Origin of the sequence: Pseudomonas sp. B16120, from assembly GCF_044218845.1 — a bacterium.
Lineage (GTDB): Bacteria > Pseudomonadota > Gammaproteobacteria > Pseudomonadales > Pseudomonadaceae > Aquipseudomonas > Aquipseudomonas paracarnis.
Genome location: NZ_CP162588.1, coordinates 3836296 through 3854188, shown reverse-complemented (window position 1 = coordinate 3854188; position 17893 = coordinate 3836296). Strand labels below are relative to the sequence as shown.

12 protein-coding genes are annotated in these 17893 nt (G+C 61.5%); 5 read left to right on the top strand and 7 right to left on the bottom strand.

Annotation, left to right across the window (positions count from 1 at the left end; genetic code table 11):
• Positions 1 to 65: 65 nt before the first annotated feature.
• Positions 66 to 1673: a carboxyl transferase domain-containing protein gene (locus AB4P90_RS17735; protein WP_019819450.1), complete on the bottom strand. Its 1608-nt coding sequence runs from the start codon at positions 1671 to 1673 to the stop codon at positions 66 to 68.
• A gap of 12 nt (positions 1674 to 1685) precedes the next feature.
• Positions 1686 to 2849 (bottom strand): isovaleryl-CoA dehydrogenase, encoded by a 1164-nt coding sequence (locus tag AB4P90_RS17730; protein ID WP_019819448.1) that lies wholly within the window; start codon positions 2847 to 2849, stop codon positions 1686 to 1688.
• A 150-nt stretch (positions 2850 to 2999) separates the two neighbouring features.
• Between AB4P90_RS17730 and AB4P90_RS17725 the strand changes: the two genes are divergently transcribed.
• Positions 3000 to 4631 (top strand): AMP-binding protein, encoded by a 1632-nt coding sequence (locus AB4P90_RS17725; protein WP_395605195.1) that lies wholly within the window; start codon positions 3000 to 3002, stop codon positions 4629 to 4631.
• 641 nt (positions 4632 to 5272) lie between these two features.
• Here AB4P90_RS17725 and AB4P90_RS17720 read toward each other — a convergent pair.
• The 3 genes from AB4P90_RS17720 to AB4P90_RS17710 are packed head-to-tail and all read right to left on the bottom strand — an operon-like array spanning position 5273 to position 7567.
• Entirely contained in the window at positions 5273 to 6175 is a 903-nt protein-coding gene (locus tag AB4P90_RS17720; RefSeq protein ID WP_014718953.1) for a hydroxymethylglutaryl-CoA lyase, read from the bottom strand.
• A gap of 16 nt (positions 6176 to 6191) precedes the next feature.
• Positions 6192 to 6584, bottom strand: coding sequence for a MerR family DNA-binding transcriptional regulator (locus tag AB4P90_RS17715; protein ID WP_003192195.1), 393 nt, complete (start codon positions 6582 to 6584; stop codon positions 6192 to 6194).
• 53 nt (positions 6585 to 6637) lie between these two features.
• Positions 6638 to 7567, bottom strand: a complete 930-nt coding sequence (locus AB4P90_RS17710) for a LysR family transcriptional regulator (protein ID WP_014718952.1) — start codon at positions 7565 to 7567, stop codon at positions 6638 to 6640.
• 151 nt (positions 7568 to 7718) lie between these two features.
• Here AB4P90_RS17710 and AB4P90_RS17705 point away from each other — a divergent pair, with 151 nt between their 5' ends.
• Complete coding sequence (locus AB4P90_RS17705) at positions 7719 to 8948, top strand: acyl-CoA dehydrogenase (RefSeq protein WP_395605194.1); 1230 nt, start codon at positions 7719 to 7721, stop codon at positions 8946 to 8948.
• 121 nt (positions 8949 to 9069) lie between these two features.
• On the opposite strand, the gene AB4P90_RS17700 is transcribed toward AB4P90_RS17705, so the two are convergent.
• Entirely contained in the window at positions 9070 to 10401 is a 1332-nt protein-coding gene (locus AB4P90_RS17700; RefSeq protein WP_038450561.1) for a substrate-binding domain-containing protein, read from the bottom strand.
• 197 nt (positions 10402 to 10598) lie between these two features.
• Positions 10599 to 11411 carry an exodeoxyribonuclease III gene (xthA, locus tag AB4P90_RS17695; RefSeq protein WP_014718949.1) on the bottom strand — a complete coding sequence of 271 codons (813 nt, stop codon included), beginning with the start codon at positions 11409 to 11411 and terminating at the stop codon, positions 10599 to 10601.
• 166 nt (positions 11412 to 11577) lie between these two features.
• On the opposite strand from xthA, the gene AB4P90_RS17690 reads away from it, so the two are divergent.
• From AB4P90_RS17690 to AB4P90_RS17680, 3 genes are all read left to right on the top strand, one after another.
• Positions 11578 to 12228: an N-acetyltransferase gene (locus AB4P90_RS17690; protein ID WP_236466161.1), complete on the top strand. Its 651-nt coding sequence runs from the start codon at positions 11578 to 11580 to the stop codon at positions 12226 to 12228.
• Positions 12229 to 12292: 64 nt separating this feature from the next.
• Positions 12293 to 14020 carry an autotransporter assembly complex family protein gene (locus tag AB4P90_RS17685; RefSeq protein ID WP_014718947.1) on the top strand — a complete coding sequence of 576 codons (1728 nt, stop codon included), beginning with the start codon at positions 12293 to 12295 and terminating at the stop codon, positions 14018 to 14020.
• Positions 14020 to 17706 carry a translocation/assembly module TamB domain-containing protein gene (locus AB4P90_RS17680; RefSeq protein ID WP_395605193.1) on the top strand — a complete coding sequence of 1229 codons (3687 nt, stop codon included), beginning with the start codon at positions 14020 to 14022 and terminating at the stop codon, positions 17704 to 17706. The genes AB4P90_RS17685 and AB4P90_RS17680 overlap by 1 nt, the downstream gene beginning before the upstream one ends.
• The last annotated feature ends 187 nt before the right edge of the window (positions 17707 to 17893 follow it).

Below are 17893 nucleotides of genomic sequence, written 5' to 3'. Positions count from 1 at the left end.
AACGCGGGGCTTCAGAATGACCGCGTTGCCCTGAGGTTCTTCGCGAGCAAGCTCGCTCCTACAGGCTACATGCGGAACACGCCGAAGCGGCTCGGCTCGATGGGGGCGTTCAGTGCGGCGGACAAGGCCAGGGCCAGCACGTCACGGGTCTGCAGCGGGTCGATCACGCCGTCATCCCACAAGCGCGCGCTGGAGTAGTAGGGGTGGCCCTGGGTTTCATACTGGTCGAGGATCGGCTGCTTGATCGCGTCTTCCTCCTCGGCACTGAAACCGTTGCCGGCGCGCTCAGCCTGTTCGCGCTTGACCTGCACCAACACCCCGGCGGCCTGTTCGGCCCCCATCACGCCAATGCGTGCGTTGGGCCACATCCACAAAAAGCGCGGGTCATAGGCGCGGCCACACATCCCATAGTTACCCGCACCAAAGCTGCCGCCGATGATCACGGTGAATTTCGGCACCTTGGCGCACGCCACGGCGGTGACCAGCTTGGCGCCGTGCTTGGCAATGCCGCCGGCTTCGTACTTCTGGCCGACCATAAAGCCGGTGATGTTTTGCAGGAACAGCAGCGGAATCCCGCGCTGGCAGGCCAGTTCGATAAAGTGCGCGCCTTTTTGCGCGGCTTCGGCGAAGAGGATGCCGTTGTTGGCCAGGATCGCTATCGGGTAGCCATGCAAGTGCGCAAAGCCGCACACCAGGGTCGTGCCGAACAGGGCCTTGAACTCATCGAACACCGAGCCGTCCACCAGCCGTGCGATGACTTCGCGCACATCAAAGGGTTGCTTGGCATCCGCCGGGATCACGCCGTACAACTCTTCGCTGCTGTACAGCGGCGCCACCGGCGGGCGTTGCAGCAGCTCACCCTGCTTGCGCCAATTGAGGTTGGCCACGCTGCGCCGTGCCAGTGCCAGGGCGTGTTCATCGCTGTCGGCATAGTGGTCGGCTACGCCCGAGACCTTGCAGTGCACATCGGCACCGCCCAGGTCTTCGGCGCTCACCACTTCACCGGTGGCGGCCTTCACCAGCGGCGGGCCGGCGAGGAAGATGGTGGCTTGCTGGCGCACCATGATCGCTTCGTCGGCCATGGCCGGCACGTAGGCGCCGCCGGCGGTGCACGAGCCCATCACCACGGCAATCTGGGGAATGCCCTGGGCGCTCATATTGGCCTGGTTGAAGAAGATCCGCCCGAAGTGCTCGCGGTCGGGGAACACCTCGTCCTGGCGCGGCAGGTTGGCGCCGCCGGAGTCCACCAGGTAGATGCACGGCAGGCGGTTCTGCTCGGCGATGGTCTGGGCGCGCAGGTGCTTTTTGACGGTCAGCGGGTAATAGGAGCCGCCTTTGACCGTGGCATCGTTGGCCACGATCATGCATTCGACACCTTCCACCCGGCCGATGCCGGCAATCACCCCGGCAGCCGGGACGTCTTCGCCATACACCTGGTGGGCGGCCAGTTGGCTCAGCTCGAGAAACGGTGAGCCCGGGTCGAGCAGACGGTTGATACGCTCGCGGGGTAACAGTTTGCCGCGTGAGGTGTGGCGTTCCTGGGCCTTGGCGCCGCCACCTTGATGGACATGGGCGAGCAGGCTGTGCAGGGCGTCGACCTGTTCAAGCATCGCCGCGCGGTTGGCGGAAAATTCCGCAGAACGCGGGTTGAGCTGGGTGTGCAGGGTGGCCATGGGCGTGCTCCTTCAGCGGGTTTCGTTGAACAGTTCGCGACCGATCAACATCCGCCGAATCTCACTGGTGCCCGCACCAATTTCGTAGAGCTTGGCGTCACGCAACAGGCGCCCGGCGGGGAATTCGTTGATATAGCCATTGCCGCCCAGAATCTGGATCGCATCCAGGGCCATTTGCGTGGCGCGCTCGGCGCTGTAGAGGATCACGCCCGCGGCGTCCTTGCGCGTGGTCTCGCCACGCTCGCACGCCTGGGCCACCGCGTAGAGGTAGGCGCGGCTGGCGTTGAGTTGGGTGTACATGTCGGCGACCTTGCCCTGGATCAACTGGAATTCGCCGATGCTCTGGCCGAACTGCTTGCGGTCGTGGATGTAGGGCACGATCAAGTCCATGCATGCCTGCATGATCCCGGTAGGCCCTCCGGAGAGCACCACGCGCTCGTAGTCCAGGCCGCTCATCAACACTTTCACGCCGCCATTGAGCACGCCGAGGATGTTTTCTTCGGGTACCTCGACGTCGTCGAAAAACAGCTCGCAGGTGTTGGAGCCGCGCATGCCCAGCTTGTCGAATTTATTGCTGCGGCTGAAGCCTTTCCAGTCGCGCTCGACGATGAAGGCGGTGATGCCGTGGGGGCCTTTTTCCAGGTCGGTCTTGGCGTAGATCACATAGGTATGGGCGTCCGGGCCGTTGGTGATCCAGGTCTTGCTGCCATTGAGTACGTAATGGTCGCCGCGCTTGTCGGCGCGCAGTTTCATCGACACCACGTCGGAACCGGCATTCGGCTCGCTCATGGCCAGGGCGCCGATGTGCTCGCCGCTGATCAGCTTGGGCAGGTACTTGAGTTTTTGTGCGTGGTTGCCGTTGCGGTTGATCTGGTTGACGCACAGGTTGGAGTGCGCCCCGTAGGACAACGCCACCGAGGCCGAGCCACGGCTGATTTCTTCCATGCTCACCACATGGGCCAGGTAACCCAGGCCGGCACCGCCGTATTCCTCGGGCACGGTGATGCCCAGCAGGCCCATGTCGCCGAACTTGCGCCACAGGTCGGCGGGGAACAGGTTGTCGATGTCGATCTGGGCCGCGCGCGGTGCGATCTCCTTGGCCACGAAGGACTGCACCTGGTCGCGCAGCATGTCGATGGTCTCGCCGAGGGCGAAGTTCAGGGACGGGTAACTCATGGACAGGCACCTTAATGTGAGCTTTGTTGTTGTGTGGGCGGGGCGCGGGAGGAGGGCACTCACCTTTACGTTAACGTAAGCTTGCGTTACGGCGCTGTCAATCGTAGTTTACGTATACGTCAACCTACAAAAAAGATAACAGGGGTCGTTATGGATCAACTGCACCCGAGCTACAGCCGTGGCTCCCAGGACAAGACCTTGCTGGCCATGACCATTGGCCAGGCATTCGATCACACCGTTGCGCAGTATCCAGATGGCGAAGCCTTGGTGGTGCGCCACCAGCAGCGGCGCTACACCTGGCGGCAGCTGGCCGAGACGGTTGAGCTGCACGCCCGCGCGTTCCTCGCCCTGGGTATGCAAACCGGTGACCGCCTGGGTATCTGGGCGCCTAACTGTGCCGAGTGGCTGATCTGCCAAGTGGCAAGCGCCAAGCTCGGGGTGATCCTGGTCAATATCAACCCGGCCTATCGCAGCAGCGAATTGGACTACGTGCTCAAACAATCCGGCTGTCAATGGCTGGTGTGCGCCGGCTCGTTCAAAAGCTCCGATTACCACGCCATGCTCCAGGCGCTGAAGCCCGAGCTGCGCGGCCTTCTCAGCCTGGACCCCAGCCCGCCGCCTGAATTCATGCCCTGGTCGCAGTTGGCGGCCCTTGGCGCAGGCGTGCCGCCCGAGCAACTGCAAAGCCGTCAGGCCAGCCTGCATTTCGATCAACCTGTGAATATCCAGTACACCTCCGGCACCACCGGCTTCCCCAAGGGCGCCACCCTCAGTCACCACAACATCCTCAATAACGGTTACATGGTCGGTGAAAGCCTGGGCCTGACGGCAGGGGACCGCCTGGTGATCCCAGTGCCGCTGTACCACTGCTTCGGCATGGTCATGGGCAACCTCGGTTGTATCACTCACGGCACCACCATGATCTACCCCAATGACGGCTTCGACCCGTTGCTGACGCTGAGCGCCGTCGCCGAAGAACAAGCCACCGGCTTATATGGCGTGCCGACCATGTTTATCGCGCTGCTCGATCACCCACGCCGGGCCGAGTTCGAGGTGTCCAGCCTGCGCACCGGGATCATGGCCGGGGCGACATGCCCGATCGAGGTGATGCGTCGGGTCATTCATGAGCTGCACATGGCAGAGGTGCAGATTGCCTATGGCATGACTGAAACCAGCCCGGTGTCGCTGCAGACCGGCGCAGATGACGATATCGAACGGCGTGTCACCACGGTGGGCCGCACCCAACCGCAACTGGAAACCAAGATTGTCGACGAGGCCGGTAACACCGTGGCCCGTGGCGTGATCGGTGAACTGTGCACCCGGGGCTACAGCGTGATGCTGGGTTACTGGAACAACCCTGAAGGCACCCGTGAGGCCATCGACGATGCCGGCTGGATGCACACCGGTGATCTGGCGACCATGGATGAGGAGGGTTACGTGTGCATTGCCGGGCGTAACAAGGACATGATCATTCGTGGGGGGGAGAACGTTTACCCGCGGGAGCTGGAAGAGTTTTTCTTTACTCACCCGGCGGTGGCGGACGTGCAGATCGTTGGCATCCCGGATGAGCGTTATGGCGAAGAGATTGTTGCCTGGATCAAGTTCCATCCCGGTCAGGTGGCCAATAAGTTGGAGTTGTTGAGCTGGTGCAAGGACCGCATCGCCCATTTCAAGACGCCCAGGTATTTCAAGATCGTGGATGAGTTTCCGATGACGGTGACGGGCAAGATTCAGAAATTTCGGATGCGCGAGATTTCCATCCAGGAGCTGCAAGCGCGCTGACAACGTCAAACCCCTGTGGGAGCTGGCTTGCCTGCGATGGCGGCCTGACTGCCGGCCCACATCTACCTGATACCCCGCGAACCTGCTGTGCCACCCAAATAGTGAAACCCAGAAAGCACAAAGGGGACCCGAAGGTCCCCTTTAATTTGTCGTTGCGTGCTCTTTTCTTATTATTGAGGGGCGGCCTGTTGTTGTTTTTGGTAGCCGTGGCCCGTACCGCTTTTTTTGGCGACCCCCATCCGGGGTCAAGAGCAAACGTATTTTTTTGAACGCTGACCTGCTTCTTCGTAAACGATCCAACCAGTGGGTAGCTACCTGAGGTAGTTTTATTTTTCTCTATCCGGTTGCGGGTTGCGGCATGCCGTACCCTGGGAAGCACATCTTCTCCAAAAAAATCTGTTAGCTGCGTCTCTGCCGTGTTGTTTTTGTTATGTCAGAGTCGTTTCGTCTTATTTTTATTAGGTTTGGCGCTTTTTATTCTTGTTATGCCATAGAGATAGCAGAAGGCGTGCCAACTTTTTAAAAGCCTTTAAAATCAACGAGTTGGTTTTTTGTCAGTATTTTCTTTCAGTTTGCACGGCGGATTTTGTTCCCGCGTTACCCGTTATGCCGGGAAGCGGTAACACATTCTCACAGCTGTGCTACTCACCTGCGTTACGCACCTTCGCCACGCGGGAACCCGTAGGCCGTCCCAGCACCTGGCTGATCTGCTGGCCGGCGCCAATCAAGCGTTCCAGGTCGATGCCCGTGTCGATGCCCAGGCCGTTGAGCAGGTACAGCACGTCCTCGGTGGCGACGTTACCGCTGGCGCCTTTGGCGTAAGGGCAGCCGCCCAGGCCTGCGATTGAGCTGTCGAACACCGTGATGCCTTCCAGCAGGCTGGCGTAGATGTTAGCGATGGCCTGCCCGTAGGTGTCATGGAAATGCCCGGCCAGCTTGTCCCGTGGCACTTGGGCGCCGACCACTTCGAACAGGCGCCGGGTAGCGCCCGCCGTGCCGGTACCGATGGTGTCGCCCAGGGACACTTCATAGCAGCCCATGGCATACAGCTCGCGGGCGACGGCCGCCACTTGCTCCGGGGCGATCTCGCCTTCATAGGGGCAACCCAGCACACAGGACACATAACCGCGCACGCTGACGCCGTGCTGCTTGGCGGCGGCCATGATCGGTGCGAAGCGCTCCAGGCTTTCGCTGATGGAACAATTGATATTGCGCTGCGAGAACGCCTCGGACGCCGCCGCAAACACCGCGACTTCCTTGACCCCGGCCGCCAGCGCATCCTCGAACCCACGCAGGTTCGGTGCCAGTGCGCCATAGGTCACGCCGGGCTTGCGCTGGATCTGCGCAAACACTTCGGCTGAACCTGCCATTTGCGGCACCCATTTGGGCGAGACGAAACTACCGACTTCGATATAGCTCAAGCCAGCGGCGCTCAACGCGTCTACCAATCGGACTTTATCCGCCACGCTGATGGGCTGGGCTTCGTTCTGCAAACCGTCGCGCGGGCCGACTTCAACCAGGCGTACGTGGGAGGGGAGGGACATGGCAGTTACCTTCTGGTCAATGGCCGGCTTGGCTGATGGTCTGCGCCAGGGCCTGGGTGCAACGCTCTTCAGCGGTGTCCAGTTCCAGCTTCATCTGTTCGATATCCAGCAGTTGTTGTTCCAGCTGTTCACGGCGTTCGGCGATCTTGGCCAGCATGCTGTTGAGTTGGATCTGGTTGCCGCCGGTGGGGTCGTAGAGTTCGATCAGTTCGCGGCATTCGGCCAGGGAGAAGCCGATGCGCTTGCCACGCAGGATCAGCTTGAGGCTGACCTTGTCCCGCGCCGAGTAAATGCGCTCCTGGCCCCGACGTTCGGGGGCCAGCAGGCCTTGTTCTTCATAGAAACGAATGGCGCGGGTGGTGATGTCGAGCTCGCGGGCGAGGTCGGAGATGCTGTAGGTGGTGCTCATGGCGGTGCTCAAGGAAGTCTTGGCGCTAAGCTAATTGCAGGTTGACGTAAACGTCAAGGCTGCTGGGCTTTCTTTTCCTGGGCCGTCACCTGCTGGCACAACTCGATCATCTGTTCACGCATCCAGCGGTTCGCCGGGTCCTGGTCGGTGCTTTCGTGCCAGTACAAATGGGTTTCCACCGGCGGCACGTTGTTGACCGGCAAATGGAACCAGTGCAGTTCATGACGGCGAGCGAAACGCTCGGGCACGGTCATCACCATGTCGGTCTGTTGCAGCACCTGGGAGGCCATCAGGTAATGCTGGGAACGCAGGGCGATCTTGCGCTGAATGCCCATCTTGCCCAAGGCCAGGTCCACATAGCCCAAACCGTTGCGGCGGCTGGAAATATGGATATGGGTCAGCGACAGGTAATCATCCAGCGTGAATTTATCCTTGCCCGCCATCGGGTGGCCCTTGCGCATGGCACACACGTAGCGGTCTTCCATCAGCTTGACGTGACGCACCTGCGGGTCGGTATTGAGCGGCGCATCCACGGCAAAATCCAGGCGCCCGGCGGCCAGTTCCTTGGTGGTTTCGCGGCGTTTGGACAGGAAACTCTCGATCACCACGGTCGGCGCCAGGCGACGCAGGCGCTGGAACAGCAGCGGCAGGATCACGGCCTCGGTCAGGTCGGTCATGCTGATGCGGTAGGTCTTGGCCGCCTGCTGCGGGTTGAAGATGCGGCTTTCCTGCACCGACACGCGCAACAACGACAACGCATTGCGCACCGGGCCGATAATATTCTGCGCCATGGGCGTGGGCACCATGCCTTGGGCGGTGCGCACGAACAGCGGGTCGTTGAAGGTCTCGCGCAACCGTGCCAGGGCGTTGGACACCGCCGGCTGGGTGATACCGACGATCTGCCCGGCGCGGGTCAGGTTGGCTTCGGTGTAGATCGCATCAAAGACGATGAAGAGGTTGAGATCGACCTTGCTCAGATTCATTTCGTTGCGCTCTTATTGTGAGGTGCTCATACGCCGATCATATATCGGTGATGAATGTTAATACACGGCGAGAATAGGCTAGGTAAATTATGAGCGCTGTTCTAGCATCGAATGCATGACCTAAACAACCTCTCAGAGAAGGGAGCTGCTCATGGATTTCGCCTATTCGCCCAAGGTTCAGGAACTGCGTGAACGCGTCACTGCGTTCATGGACGCTTATGTCTACCCAGCCGAACCGGTGTTCGAACGCCAAGTCAGCGAAGGGGATCGCTGGCAGCCCACGGCAATCATGGAAGAGCTCAAGGCCAAGGCGAAGGCCGAGGGCTTGTGGAACCTGTTCCTGCCGGAATCCGAACTGGGCGCCGGCCTGAGCAACCTGGAATACGCACCCTTGGCGGAAATCATGGGCCGCTCGTTGCTGGGCCCGGAGCCATTCAACTGCTCCGCTCCCGACACCGGCAATATGGAAGTGCTGGTGCGCTACGCCAACGAAGAACAGAAGCAGCGTTGGCTCGAACCCTTGCTGCGCGGCGAGATTCGCTCGGCTTTTGCCATGACCGAACCGGACGTGGCGTCCTCGGACGCCACCAACATGGCCGCCCGCGCCGAACGCCAGGGCGACGAGTGGGTGATCAACGGCAAGAAGTGGTGGACCTCCGGCGCCTGCGACCCGCGCTGCAAGATCCTGATCTTCATGGGACTGAGCAACCCCGATGCACCGCGTCACCAGCAGCACTCGATGATCCTGGTGCCGGTCGATACCCCAGGTGTGAAAATCCTGCGGCCGCTGCCGGTATTCGGTTACGACGATGCGCCCCACGGCCATGCCGAAGTGCTGTTCGACAATGTGCGCGTGCCTTATGAAAACGTGTTGCTGGGCGAAGGCCGTGGCTTCGAGATCGCCCAGGGCCGCCTTGGCCCTGGCCGTATCCACCACTGCATGCGTTCGGTCGGCATGGCCGAACGCGCATTGGAGTTGATGTGCAAACGCTCGGTCAGCCGCACTGCCTTCGGCAAGCCTTTGGCGCGATTGGGCAGCAATATCGACAAGATCGCCGACTCACGCATGGAAATTGACATGGCGCGCCTGTTGACCTTGAAAGCGGCGTACATGATGGACACCGTGGGTAACAAAGTGGCGAAAAGCGAAATCGCCCAGATCAAGGTGGTGGCGCCGAATGTGGCCTTGAAGGTCATCGACCGCGCGATCCAGATGCACGGCGGCGCCGGGGTGTCCAATGATTTTCCGCTGGCCTATATGTACGCCATGCAACGCACCCTGCGCCTGGCCGACGGCCCGGACGAAGTGCACCGTGCGGCGATTGGCAAGTTCGAGATTGGCAAATATGTGCCGCGGGAATTGATGCGCGGCGGGCAGTAACACCGATGATCGTTCCCACGCTCTGCGTGGGAACGCCTCCCGTGACGCTCTGCGTCACCCTTTCAAGAGCGGACGCGGAGCGTCCAGAGCGGCATTCCCACGCGGAGCGTGGGAACGATCCTCAGTACACCCAAACCTCCACTCGCCGATTCTTGATCCGGCCTTCATCCGCAGTATTGGCCGCCACCGGCATCTGCGCGCCAAACCCGCGAATATCCTTGAGCACCACGCCGCTCTTGACCAGCTCCCGGCGTACTGCCATCGCTCGCAACTTCGACAACAATGCCGCACGTTGCGGATCATTCTTGGTGTCGCCAAACCCCACCAGCGTCACCTGTTTATTCAGCTTGCCGTGGCTTCTGATATAGGCGACCACCCGCTGCACATCCTGGCGCGCCTTATTGTCGAGGCTGGCGCTGCCCTCGTCGAAGCGAAAATTCACCGTCAGGCGCTGAGCGTCTCGGGCGATGGCCTGGTAGTCGTCGGGCATCGACGGGCGCGGCGCGACACCGATCGCTTGCACCTGCTGGGCGATGAAGCCATTGGCAGCCACAATCGCCTGGCCCTTGCTGCCTTGGGAAAACTCCACCAACGCCTTGGCCCATGGGTTGCGGGAAGAGGGCGGCAAGTAGAAGAACAGCCGACGTGACAGCGGGTAATCCTCGGTGGCGATCAGGCTGGTCAGCGGCAACATCGGTTGCGAGTCGCCGTCGACAATCGCCACCGCCTTGGCCTGGCGCACAGAGGGCAGGCCGATAAAACCGATGCCCTGGGGGTCCTGGCTCACCGCATCGGACAGCTGTTCGCTGGATTCAAAGCGCTTGGCCGAGGGTGCAAGCGGTTGGCCGCGGCGGCTCAGCACCAGTTCGCGGAAGGTGTCGAAGGTGCCGGATTGATCATCCCGGGCATATAAATGAATGGGCCCGCCTGTACCTCCCAGCGCCTCCCAGGTGCTGACCTCGCCGTTGAAGATCTGCGCCAATTGTTCGGTGTTCAGGGTACTGAGTGAGTTACGCGGGTTGACGATGATTGCCAGGCCATCGATGGCGATCACATGCTCGGCGCCTGGGCTTTTCAAGTCCCCCAGGGGATCGAGGTCCACCAGCTCGCTGTCTTTGATCGGGCGGGACGCGGCGGCGAGGTCGGCGCGGTTGTTTTTCAGCGCCGCAAAGCCGGTGCTGGAACCGTGGGCCGCGACCTCGATCGTGACCGTCTGGCCTTGGCGTGTCTTGCCGACCACGCGCTGCTCATTCACCCCGGCACCCGGTTCAGCACGCACATCCTGCAAGCCCTGATACTCCATCAAGCCTTTGACCAGCGCCGGGCCGAGTGCCGCGCCGATGGTGTTGGAGCCCTGGATGCGCAGGGCCGGGCCTTGGTCGGGAATGGACAGAGGGGCCGCCACGGCGGGGAGTGCGATTGCAAAACACAGGAACAGAACGCGCAGCATCATGCCGGCACCTTCTCAAGCCAAGGGAGTGCCGGGAGATTAAGTCAGTTGGATTGCAGTCATATGACCGACACAACACAAATCAACTGTGGGAGCTGGCTTGCCTGCGAAAGCGTTAGTGCAGCAGCAGGTGCGGTGACTGACACACCGCCTTCGCGGGCAAGCCCGCTCCCACATTCAGATCTTCACCAAGCCAACTGTCAGCTCAGTTCCAACCAGATCGGCGCATGGTCCGACGGTTTCTCCAGCCCACGCAAATCATAATCCACCCCGGCGTCCTTGACCCGTGGCACCAACCCGGTGGACGCCAAGATCACGTCGATGCGCAGCCCGCGCTTGGGCTCGTCCTCAAAGCCACGGCTGCGGTAATCGAACCAACTGAAACGGTCGGTCACGTCCGGGTTGAGGTGGCGGAAGCTGTCGACCAGGCCCCAGTTCTTCAAGCGTGCCATCCACTCGCGTTCTTCCGGCAGGAAGCTGCACTTGCCGGTTTTCAGCCAGCGCTTGGCGTTGTCGGCGCCAATGCCGATGTCGCAGTCCTCTGGGGAAATGTTCACGTCGCCCATCACCACCAGTGCCTGGTCATTGCTGAACTGGGTTTCCAGCAAGTGCTGCAAGTCTGCATAGAAGCGCTGTTTGGCCGGGAACTTGGTTGGGTGGTCGCGGCTTTCGCCCTGGGGGAAGTAGCCGTTCATGATGGTCACTGGGTGGCCGTTTTCATCGGCGAAGGTGCCCCAGATAAACCGACGCTGGGCGTCTTCTTCATCGCTGGCAAAGCCTTTGTGCACGCTCAACGCTTCTTTGCGCGAGAGCAGGGCCACGCCGTAGTGGCCTTTCTGCCCGTGGTAGTACACGTGATAACCCAGGGCCTGCACTTCGGCCAACGGGAACTGATCATCGTGGACCTTGGTTTCCTGCAAACCGATCACGTCCGGTTGATGCTTTTCAATCAGCGCCGCCAACTGATGAGGGCGAGCACGCAGCCCGTTGATATTGAAGGAGACGATTTTCATGGTCGGCAGTCCAGTCTGGCAAAAGGGCGATGCTAGCCGACAAGTCGGACGGGGGCCAGCGTGGCGGTAGGGTGAATGCGCTGCTAAGGTGGGAACGACTGGAGCTGTGCAGGTTCGTACCCATAAGAACGCCATGTTTGAGTGGCGCCCAGGGAGATTGATTGTTATGCCAGACACTTCGACGGCCACTGCCGAAATCCGCCTGCTCAATAGCGGCTACTCCCGGGAAGCGCGATCCCTGCTGTACCAGGCGTATCGCCATGAGCCGACCTTCGCCTATATTTTCGAAGCCGAGCGGCCGGGCTATGAGCAGCGAGTACGTGCCACTGTGCGCGAACTGGTCAAGCAGCATTTCTTCCAGAAACTTCCGGCCATCGGCCTGTTCGTCAACGACCGGCTGATCGGCATCGCCCTGATTGCACCGCCGCAACGGCGCCTGGGCATCACCGAAAGCTGGGCCTGGCAAATCCGCATGTGGCTGAGCACAGGCGTGCGGGGTACGCGGCGTTATCTTGAATACCATCATGCCGTCATGGCGTGCCTGCCCCACGAGTCTGTGCATGTGTTGCCGCTGCTGGGCATTCACCCGCAGTTTCAGGGCAAGCACCATGGTGAGCAGTTGCTGGAAGCGGTACACAATTGGTGTGCCGACGACCCGCATTCATTTGGCGTGGTGCTCGACACCGGCAACTCCCGTTATCTGGATTTCTACAAGCGACAGGGCTATGAGGAAATCGGCGAAGTCGCGGTGGGGCCGGTGCGCGAGCATGTGTTTTACCATCCCAATCCCCAGGCGTTACATCCTGCAACGGCTTAGAACAGAATTATTCAGACTAATCCTGGTTCAAAGTTCCTCCCTCGCTCGTGTAGCATCCGCGCCTATGAAGTTTCCAGGAAGATTTACCAGCGGCTTGATTCTGCTGTTCACAAGCTGCGGCGCATTGGCGCAAAGCGAACTGGACGTGCGGATCAAACCCTCAAACGACGCGCTGAAAGCCAACATCGAAGGCTATATCGGCGGTGTGGGCGATCGTGATGAAGAAGCCTTGCTGCGGTTCAGCCGTGGCGCCGAGGAGCAGGCGCGCAAAGCCGCGCAGGCCTTGGGCTACTATCAGCCACAGATTGCCAGCGAGGTGAAGGGCGGCAAGAACCCGCGCCTGACCCTCACCATCGACCCCGGCGAACCGGTGCATTTGCGCAACGTGACTCTGCGGGTCGATGGCCCGGCTGCGAGCCTCAAGGCCTTTCGCGTGCCCGCCAGCGACGACCTCAAATCCGGCGCCGTGCTCAACCACGGCCATTACGAAGACGCCAAGCGCCTGATCCAGAACCAGGCCTCGCGCTACGGTTTTTTCAGCGGGCGCTTCACCAGCCAGAAACTTGCCGTAGACCCTCAAGCGGGCGTGGCCGACATCGAACTCATTTACGACAGCGGCCCGCGCTACAGCATGGGCAAGGTCAGCTTTACGGGCGACACGCCCTTTGATGAAGAGCTGTTGCAGCGCATGGTGCCGTTCAAACCCGGCACGCCCTATGACTCCGAACTGGTCGCCGAACTCAATCAGAACCTGCAAGCCAGCGGCTTCTTTGAAGGCGTGCGCGTCGACGCCAGCCCCACCGCCGCCACCGATGACGTGATCCCGGTGGCGGTGCAACTGGACACCCGCAAGCCGCGCACCATGGGCCTGGGCCTGGGTTACTCCACCGACGTCGGCCCACGGGGCAAAGCCAACTGGACGCGCCATTGGGTCAACCCCCAGGGCCACAGTTATGGCTGGGAAGCCGAACTGTCGGCGCCGCGGCAGAACGTCGGGCTGTGGTACGACATCCCGCTCGACCCGCCGCTCACCGACAAACTGCGCTTTGCCGGCGGCTATCAGAACGAAGAGATCGCCAACACCGACACCTTGAGCAAGCTGCTCACCATCGGCCCCGAATGGCACAGCAAGTTGCCCAGTGGCTGGACGCGTGTGATCTCCCTCAAGTACCAACGCGAGGAATACCGCCTGGGCAATGACTCGGGCCTGAGTAACCTGCTGATGCCCGGCGTGAGTTATTCCTACCTGCGCAGTGACAACCGCATCGACCCGCACCATGGTTACCGCCTGATGTTCGACACCAAGGTCGCCAAAGAGGGCCTGGGGTCCGACACCAACCTGCTTTACGGCACGGCCACCGTCAAAGGCCTGACCACCTTGTGGGACAACCACCGCTTCCTGGGCCGTGCGCAATTTGGCGGCAGTGCCACCAATGGCTACAAATCCGTGCCGCCGTCGCTGCGCTTCTTCGCCGGTGGTGACCAGAGCGTGCGCGGTTACGAGTACCAGACGCTGTCGCCCGAGAACGATAGGGGCGACCGCATCGGTGGCCGCTACATGGTGGCCTTGAGCGCCGAGTATCAATATTCCATCACCGACAAATGGCGTATCGCGACTTTTATCGACCAGGGCAACTCGTTTAACAACCTCGACCTGCCGAGCCTGAAAACCGGCGTGGGCGTCGGCGTGCGCTGGGTCTCCCCGGTGGGGCCGATTCGCCTCGACCTGGCCCATGCCCTCGAAGATCCGGGCGGCGTTCGCTTGCACTTTTCCATGGGGCCTGAGCTGTGATGCGTGGTTTGAAAATAGCGGGGCTGGCGTTGGTTGCCATCCTCGTCTTGCTGTTGTTGGCGCTGTGGTCAGTGCTTGGCACCCAGGCGGGCAGTCGCTGGGCCTTGGGCCAGGTGCCAGGTTTGAGCGTGGAAAATTTCCAGGGGCGTCTGGGCGGGCAGTGGAGCGCCGACCATCTGCTGTGGCAGCAGGATGGCAGCCGCGTCGAGTTGAATGCGCCAAAGTTTGACTGGTCGCCCGGCTGCCTGCTTCGCATGACCCTTTGCATCGACCAATTGGATGTGGAACAGGTCAGCCTGGAATTTGCGCCCAGTACCGACGAAAGCAGCAGCGGGCCGATCCAGTTGCCTGAGCTCAAGCTGCCGGTTGCAATCCAGTTGGGCGATGTGCGCATCGGTCGCCTGCTGTTCAACGGCAGCGAAGAACTCAAGGGCCTGCAACTGGCGGCGCATTGGACTGGCGCCGGTATGCAGATCGACTCGGTACATTTACAACGCGACGACCTGGTGCTGGACCTCGCCGGCCTGCTGCAACCCACCGGCGACTGGCCGCTGAACGCCACCGGCAACCTCAGCCTGCCCTACGCCCCAGGCGGTGTTCCCTGGAGCGTTGCGCTCAAGATCGATGGCGACCTGCTCAAGACCCTCAAGCTCGACGCCGACAGCAGCGGCTACCTGCCCGCCAAGCTCACTGGCGAGCTGCAACCCCTGGTGGAAAACCTGCCAGCGCAGGTGCACATCACCTCCGAATCGTTCAAACCCAGCGCAGACCTGCCCGATACCCTGCAACTCAACCAACTGGACCTGAGCGCCAAAGGTGACCTGAGCAATGGTTACCAATTGCTGGGTAAAGCCGTGCTACCGGCCGAAAAAGGCCCGGTGGATTTACTGCTCAAGGGCAAGGTTGACGCCAAGGGCGCGCAGATCGCCGGTCTGGACCTGACGGCCGGCGACAAGCAAAGCCTCAAGCTCAGTGCCAACCTGGACTGGCAGCAAGGCTTCAGCGCGGACGCCAAGATCGACTGGCTGGATTTTCCCTGGCACCGCCTCTATCCGCTCATCGACGAACCGCAAGTGGCCTTGCGCACCTTCAACGGTGAAATCTCCTATAAAGACGGCAACTACCTGGGCAATCTCAAGGCTGACCTCGACGGCCCGGCGGGCAAGTTCAATGTGGTCACGCCCTTCAGTGGCGACCTCAAGCAGGTCTTCCTGCCTGAGCTGAAACTGAGTGCCGGCCAAGGCAAGGCCGAAGGCCACCTGAACCTGCAATTTGCCGACGGCATTGCCTGGGACACCGCCTTGGATCTGTCGGCGCTGAACCCCGCCTACTGGGTCGCAGAGCTGCCCGGCACCCTGGCCGGACCGCTGCGCAGCAAAGGCGAGTTCAAGAACGAACAGCTCAAGCTCAACGCAGACCTGGACCTCAAGGGGCGCCTGCGCGGGCAAACCGCTGTGTTGGCGGCCAAGGCCGAAGGTGCAGGCGAACAATGGACCCTCGCCAACCTGGACATCCGCCTGGGCGACAACCGCATCAACGGCAGCGGCAGCCTGCAACAGCGTCTGGCCGGGCAGATCGACATCAAGCTGGCGCGCCTGGCCCAGCTGTGGCCGCAACTGCGCGGGCAAGTCAACGGGCGTGTCGAGGTGGCCGGCACCTTGAAAGCCCCTCAAGGCAAGCTCGACCTCAAGGGCCAGCAACTGGCCTTTGCCGACAACCGCCTGCAAAGCCTCAACCTGGACGCCAACCTCGATAGCGCCCAACGCGCCAAGCTCGACCTCAAGGCCAGCGGCATTCAAAGCGGCGAGACGCAAGTTGGCAACCTCACCGCCAGCGCCCAGGCCGATATCAAGAACCAGAAGGTCCAACTGGCCCTGACCGGCCCGCTGGTCAAACTGGCCCTGGCCCTGGACGGCAACCTCGACAAAGACAACTGGCGCGGGCGCCTGGCCAGTGGCGACGTGCAAGCCGGTGGCCAGGACTGGCGGCTGCAAGCCCCGGCAAAAATCGAGCGGCTGGCCGATGGCAAGCTGACCTTTGGCGCGCACTGCTGGGTCTCCGGCGGCGCCAGCCTGTGTGGCGAAGACCAGCGCCTGATGCCCGAGCCGAAGTTGCGTTACCACCTCAAGCAATTCCCCCTCGACAGCCTCGCGGGGTTCTTGCCCAAAGACTTCGCCTGGCAGGGCAGGCTCAACGCCGATGTGCAACTGGACCTGCCCCAGAGCGGCCCAAAAGGTGTGGTCGCGGTGGACGCCAGTGGCGGCACCCTGCGCGTGCGCGACAAGGGCCAGTGGCTGGATTTCCCCTACGACACCCTGAAACTGGAAACCACTCTCAACCCCAAGCGCATCGACACCCAGCTGAATTTCCGTGGCGGCAAGCTCGGCGAGCTGTTGTTGCAGGCGCAGATCAACCCGTTGCCGAACAACAAGCCGATCACTGGCACGTTCAGCCTCACCGGCCTGGACCTCGCCGTCGCGCGGCCCTTTGTGCGGATGGTGGAAACGCTCAACGGCAAACTCAACGGCAATGGCCGTATCTCCGGCGGCTTGCTCGCGCCCCTGGTCAACGGCAACCTGAACCTTGTGGACGGCGAAGTCTCCGGGCCGGAACTGCCCATCAGCCTCGAGGGCCTGAACCTGCAGGCGCAAATCGCCGGCGAAAGCGTGCAGCTCAACGGCGGCTGGCGCAGCGGCAAGGCCGGGCAGGGCAGCCTCACGGGGCAGATCGACTGGGGCCGTGCCCTGGTGGTTGACCTCAGCCTCAAAGGCTCGCAACTGCCGGTCACCGTGGAGCCCTACGCCAAGCTGGAAGTGGCCCCCGACCTGAAGATCAGCCTCAAGGACGACAAGCTGGCGATTGCCGGTAAAGTCCACATCCCCCGTGGCGACATCACCGTACGCGAACTGCCGCCTTCGACGGTCAAGGTGTCCGACGACACCGTGATCATTGGCAGCCAGACCGAAGAGGGCAAAGCGCCGATGGCTATGGCCATGGATATCGACGTGGAGGTAGGCGAGGACCAGCTCAACTTCGCCGGCTTCGGCCTCACCGCCAAGGTCCAGGGCCATGTGCATATCGGCGACAACATGGACACCCGCGGCGAGCTGTGGCTCAACGACGGCCGCTACCGCGCCTACGGCCAACGCCTCAACGTGCGCCGTGCACGGCTGTTGTTTGCCGGGCCGCTGGACCAACCGTTCCTGGATATCGAAGCTGTGCGCGTGGTGGTCGAATCGTCGCGCACCGTGACCGCTGGGATTCGCCTGAGCGGCAGCGCCGAACAACCCACCACGCAGATCTTTTCCGAGCCGGCCATGGCCCAAGAAGATGCGTTGTCATACCTGGTGCTGGGCCGTTCGCGCACCAACACCGGCGAAGACAACAACATGCTCGCCGAAGCCGCCTTGGGCCTGGGCTTGATGGGCAGCGCGGGGGTGACCTCGGACATTGCCAACAAGCTGGGGATTCAGGACTTTGATCTGGACACCCAAGGCACTGGCAACAGTACGGCGGTGGTGGCCAGCGGCAAGATCAACGAGAAGCTCAGCCTGCGTTATGGGGTAGGGGTGTTCGAGCCGGCCAATACCATTGCCTTGCGCTATTTGCTGAGCAAGAAGGTGTACCTGGAAGTGGCGACGGGTGTCGCCAGCTCTCTGGATATCTTCTACAAGCGCGATTTCTGACCGGTATCCGGTAAAAATGTGGGCGGGGGCTTGCCCCCGATAGCGGTGGGTCAGCTACAAACAAGTTGACTGACATACTGTTATCGGGGGCAAGCACCCTCCCACATTTTGGTTTTCATTTCACTCCAGCCTTCGACCAACTACCAAGCAACCTAATTATTCCATTTGACATTCGCTGCCTAAGCAG

What these genes read in the sequence shown, in the direction of transcription:
- AB4P90_RS17735 (WP_019819450.1), bottom strand. Translation starts at nt 1,673, where the DNA reads ATGGCCACCCTGCACACCCAGCTCAACCCGCGTTCTGCGGAATTTTCC.
- AB4P90_RS17730 (WP_019819448.1), bottom strand. Translation starts at nt 2,849, where the DNA reads ATGAGTTACCCGTCCCTGAACTTCGCCCTCGGCGAGACCATCGACATG.
- AB4P90_RS17725 (WP_395605195.1), top strand. Translation starts at nt 3,000, where the DNA reads ATGGATCAACTGCACCCGAGCTACAGCCGTGGCTCCCAGGACAAGACC.
- AB4P90_RS17720 (WP_014718953.1), bottom strand. Translation starts at nt 6,175, where the DNA reads ATGTCCCTCCCCTCCCACGTACGCCTGGTTGAAGTCGGCCCGCGCGAC.
- AB4P90_RS17715 (WP_003192195.1), bottom strand. Translation starts at nt 6,584, where the DNA reads ATGAGCACCACCTACAGCATCTCCGACCTCGCCCGCGAGCTCGACATC.
- AB4P90_RS17710 (WP_014718952.1), bottom strand. Translation starts at nt 7,567, where the DNA reads ATGAATCTGAGCAAGGTCGATCTCAACCTCTTCATCGTCTTTGATGCG.
- AB4P90_RS17705 (WP_395605194.1), top strand. Translation starts at nt 7,719, where the DNA reads ATGGATTTCGCCTATTCGCCCAAGGTTCAGGAACTGCGTGAACGCGTC.
- AB4P90_RS17700 (WP_038450561.1), bottom strand. Translation starts at nt 10,401, where the DNA reads ATGATGCTGCGCGTTCTGTTCCTGTGTTTTGCAATCGCACTCCCCGCC.
- xthA (WP_014718949.1), bottom strand. Translation starts at nt 11,411, where the DNA reads ATGAAAATCGTCTCCTTCAATATCAACGGGCTGCGTGCTCGCCCTCAT.
- AB4P90_RS17690 (WP_236466161.1), top strand. Translation starts at nt 11,578, where the DNA reads ATGCCAGACACTTCGACGGCCACTGCCGAAATCCGCCTGCTCAATAGC.
- AB4P90_RS17685 (WP_014718947.1), top strand. Translation starts at nt 12,293, where the DNA reads ATGAAGTTTCCAGGAAGATTTACCAGCGGCTTGATTCTGCTGTTCACA.
- AB4P90_RS17680 (WP_395605193.1), top strand. Translation starts at nt 14,020, where the DNA reads ATGCGTGGTTTGAAAATAGCGGGGCTGGCGTTGGTTGCCATCCTCGTC.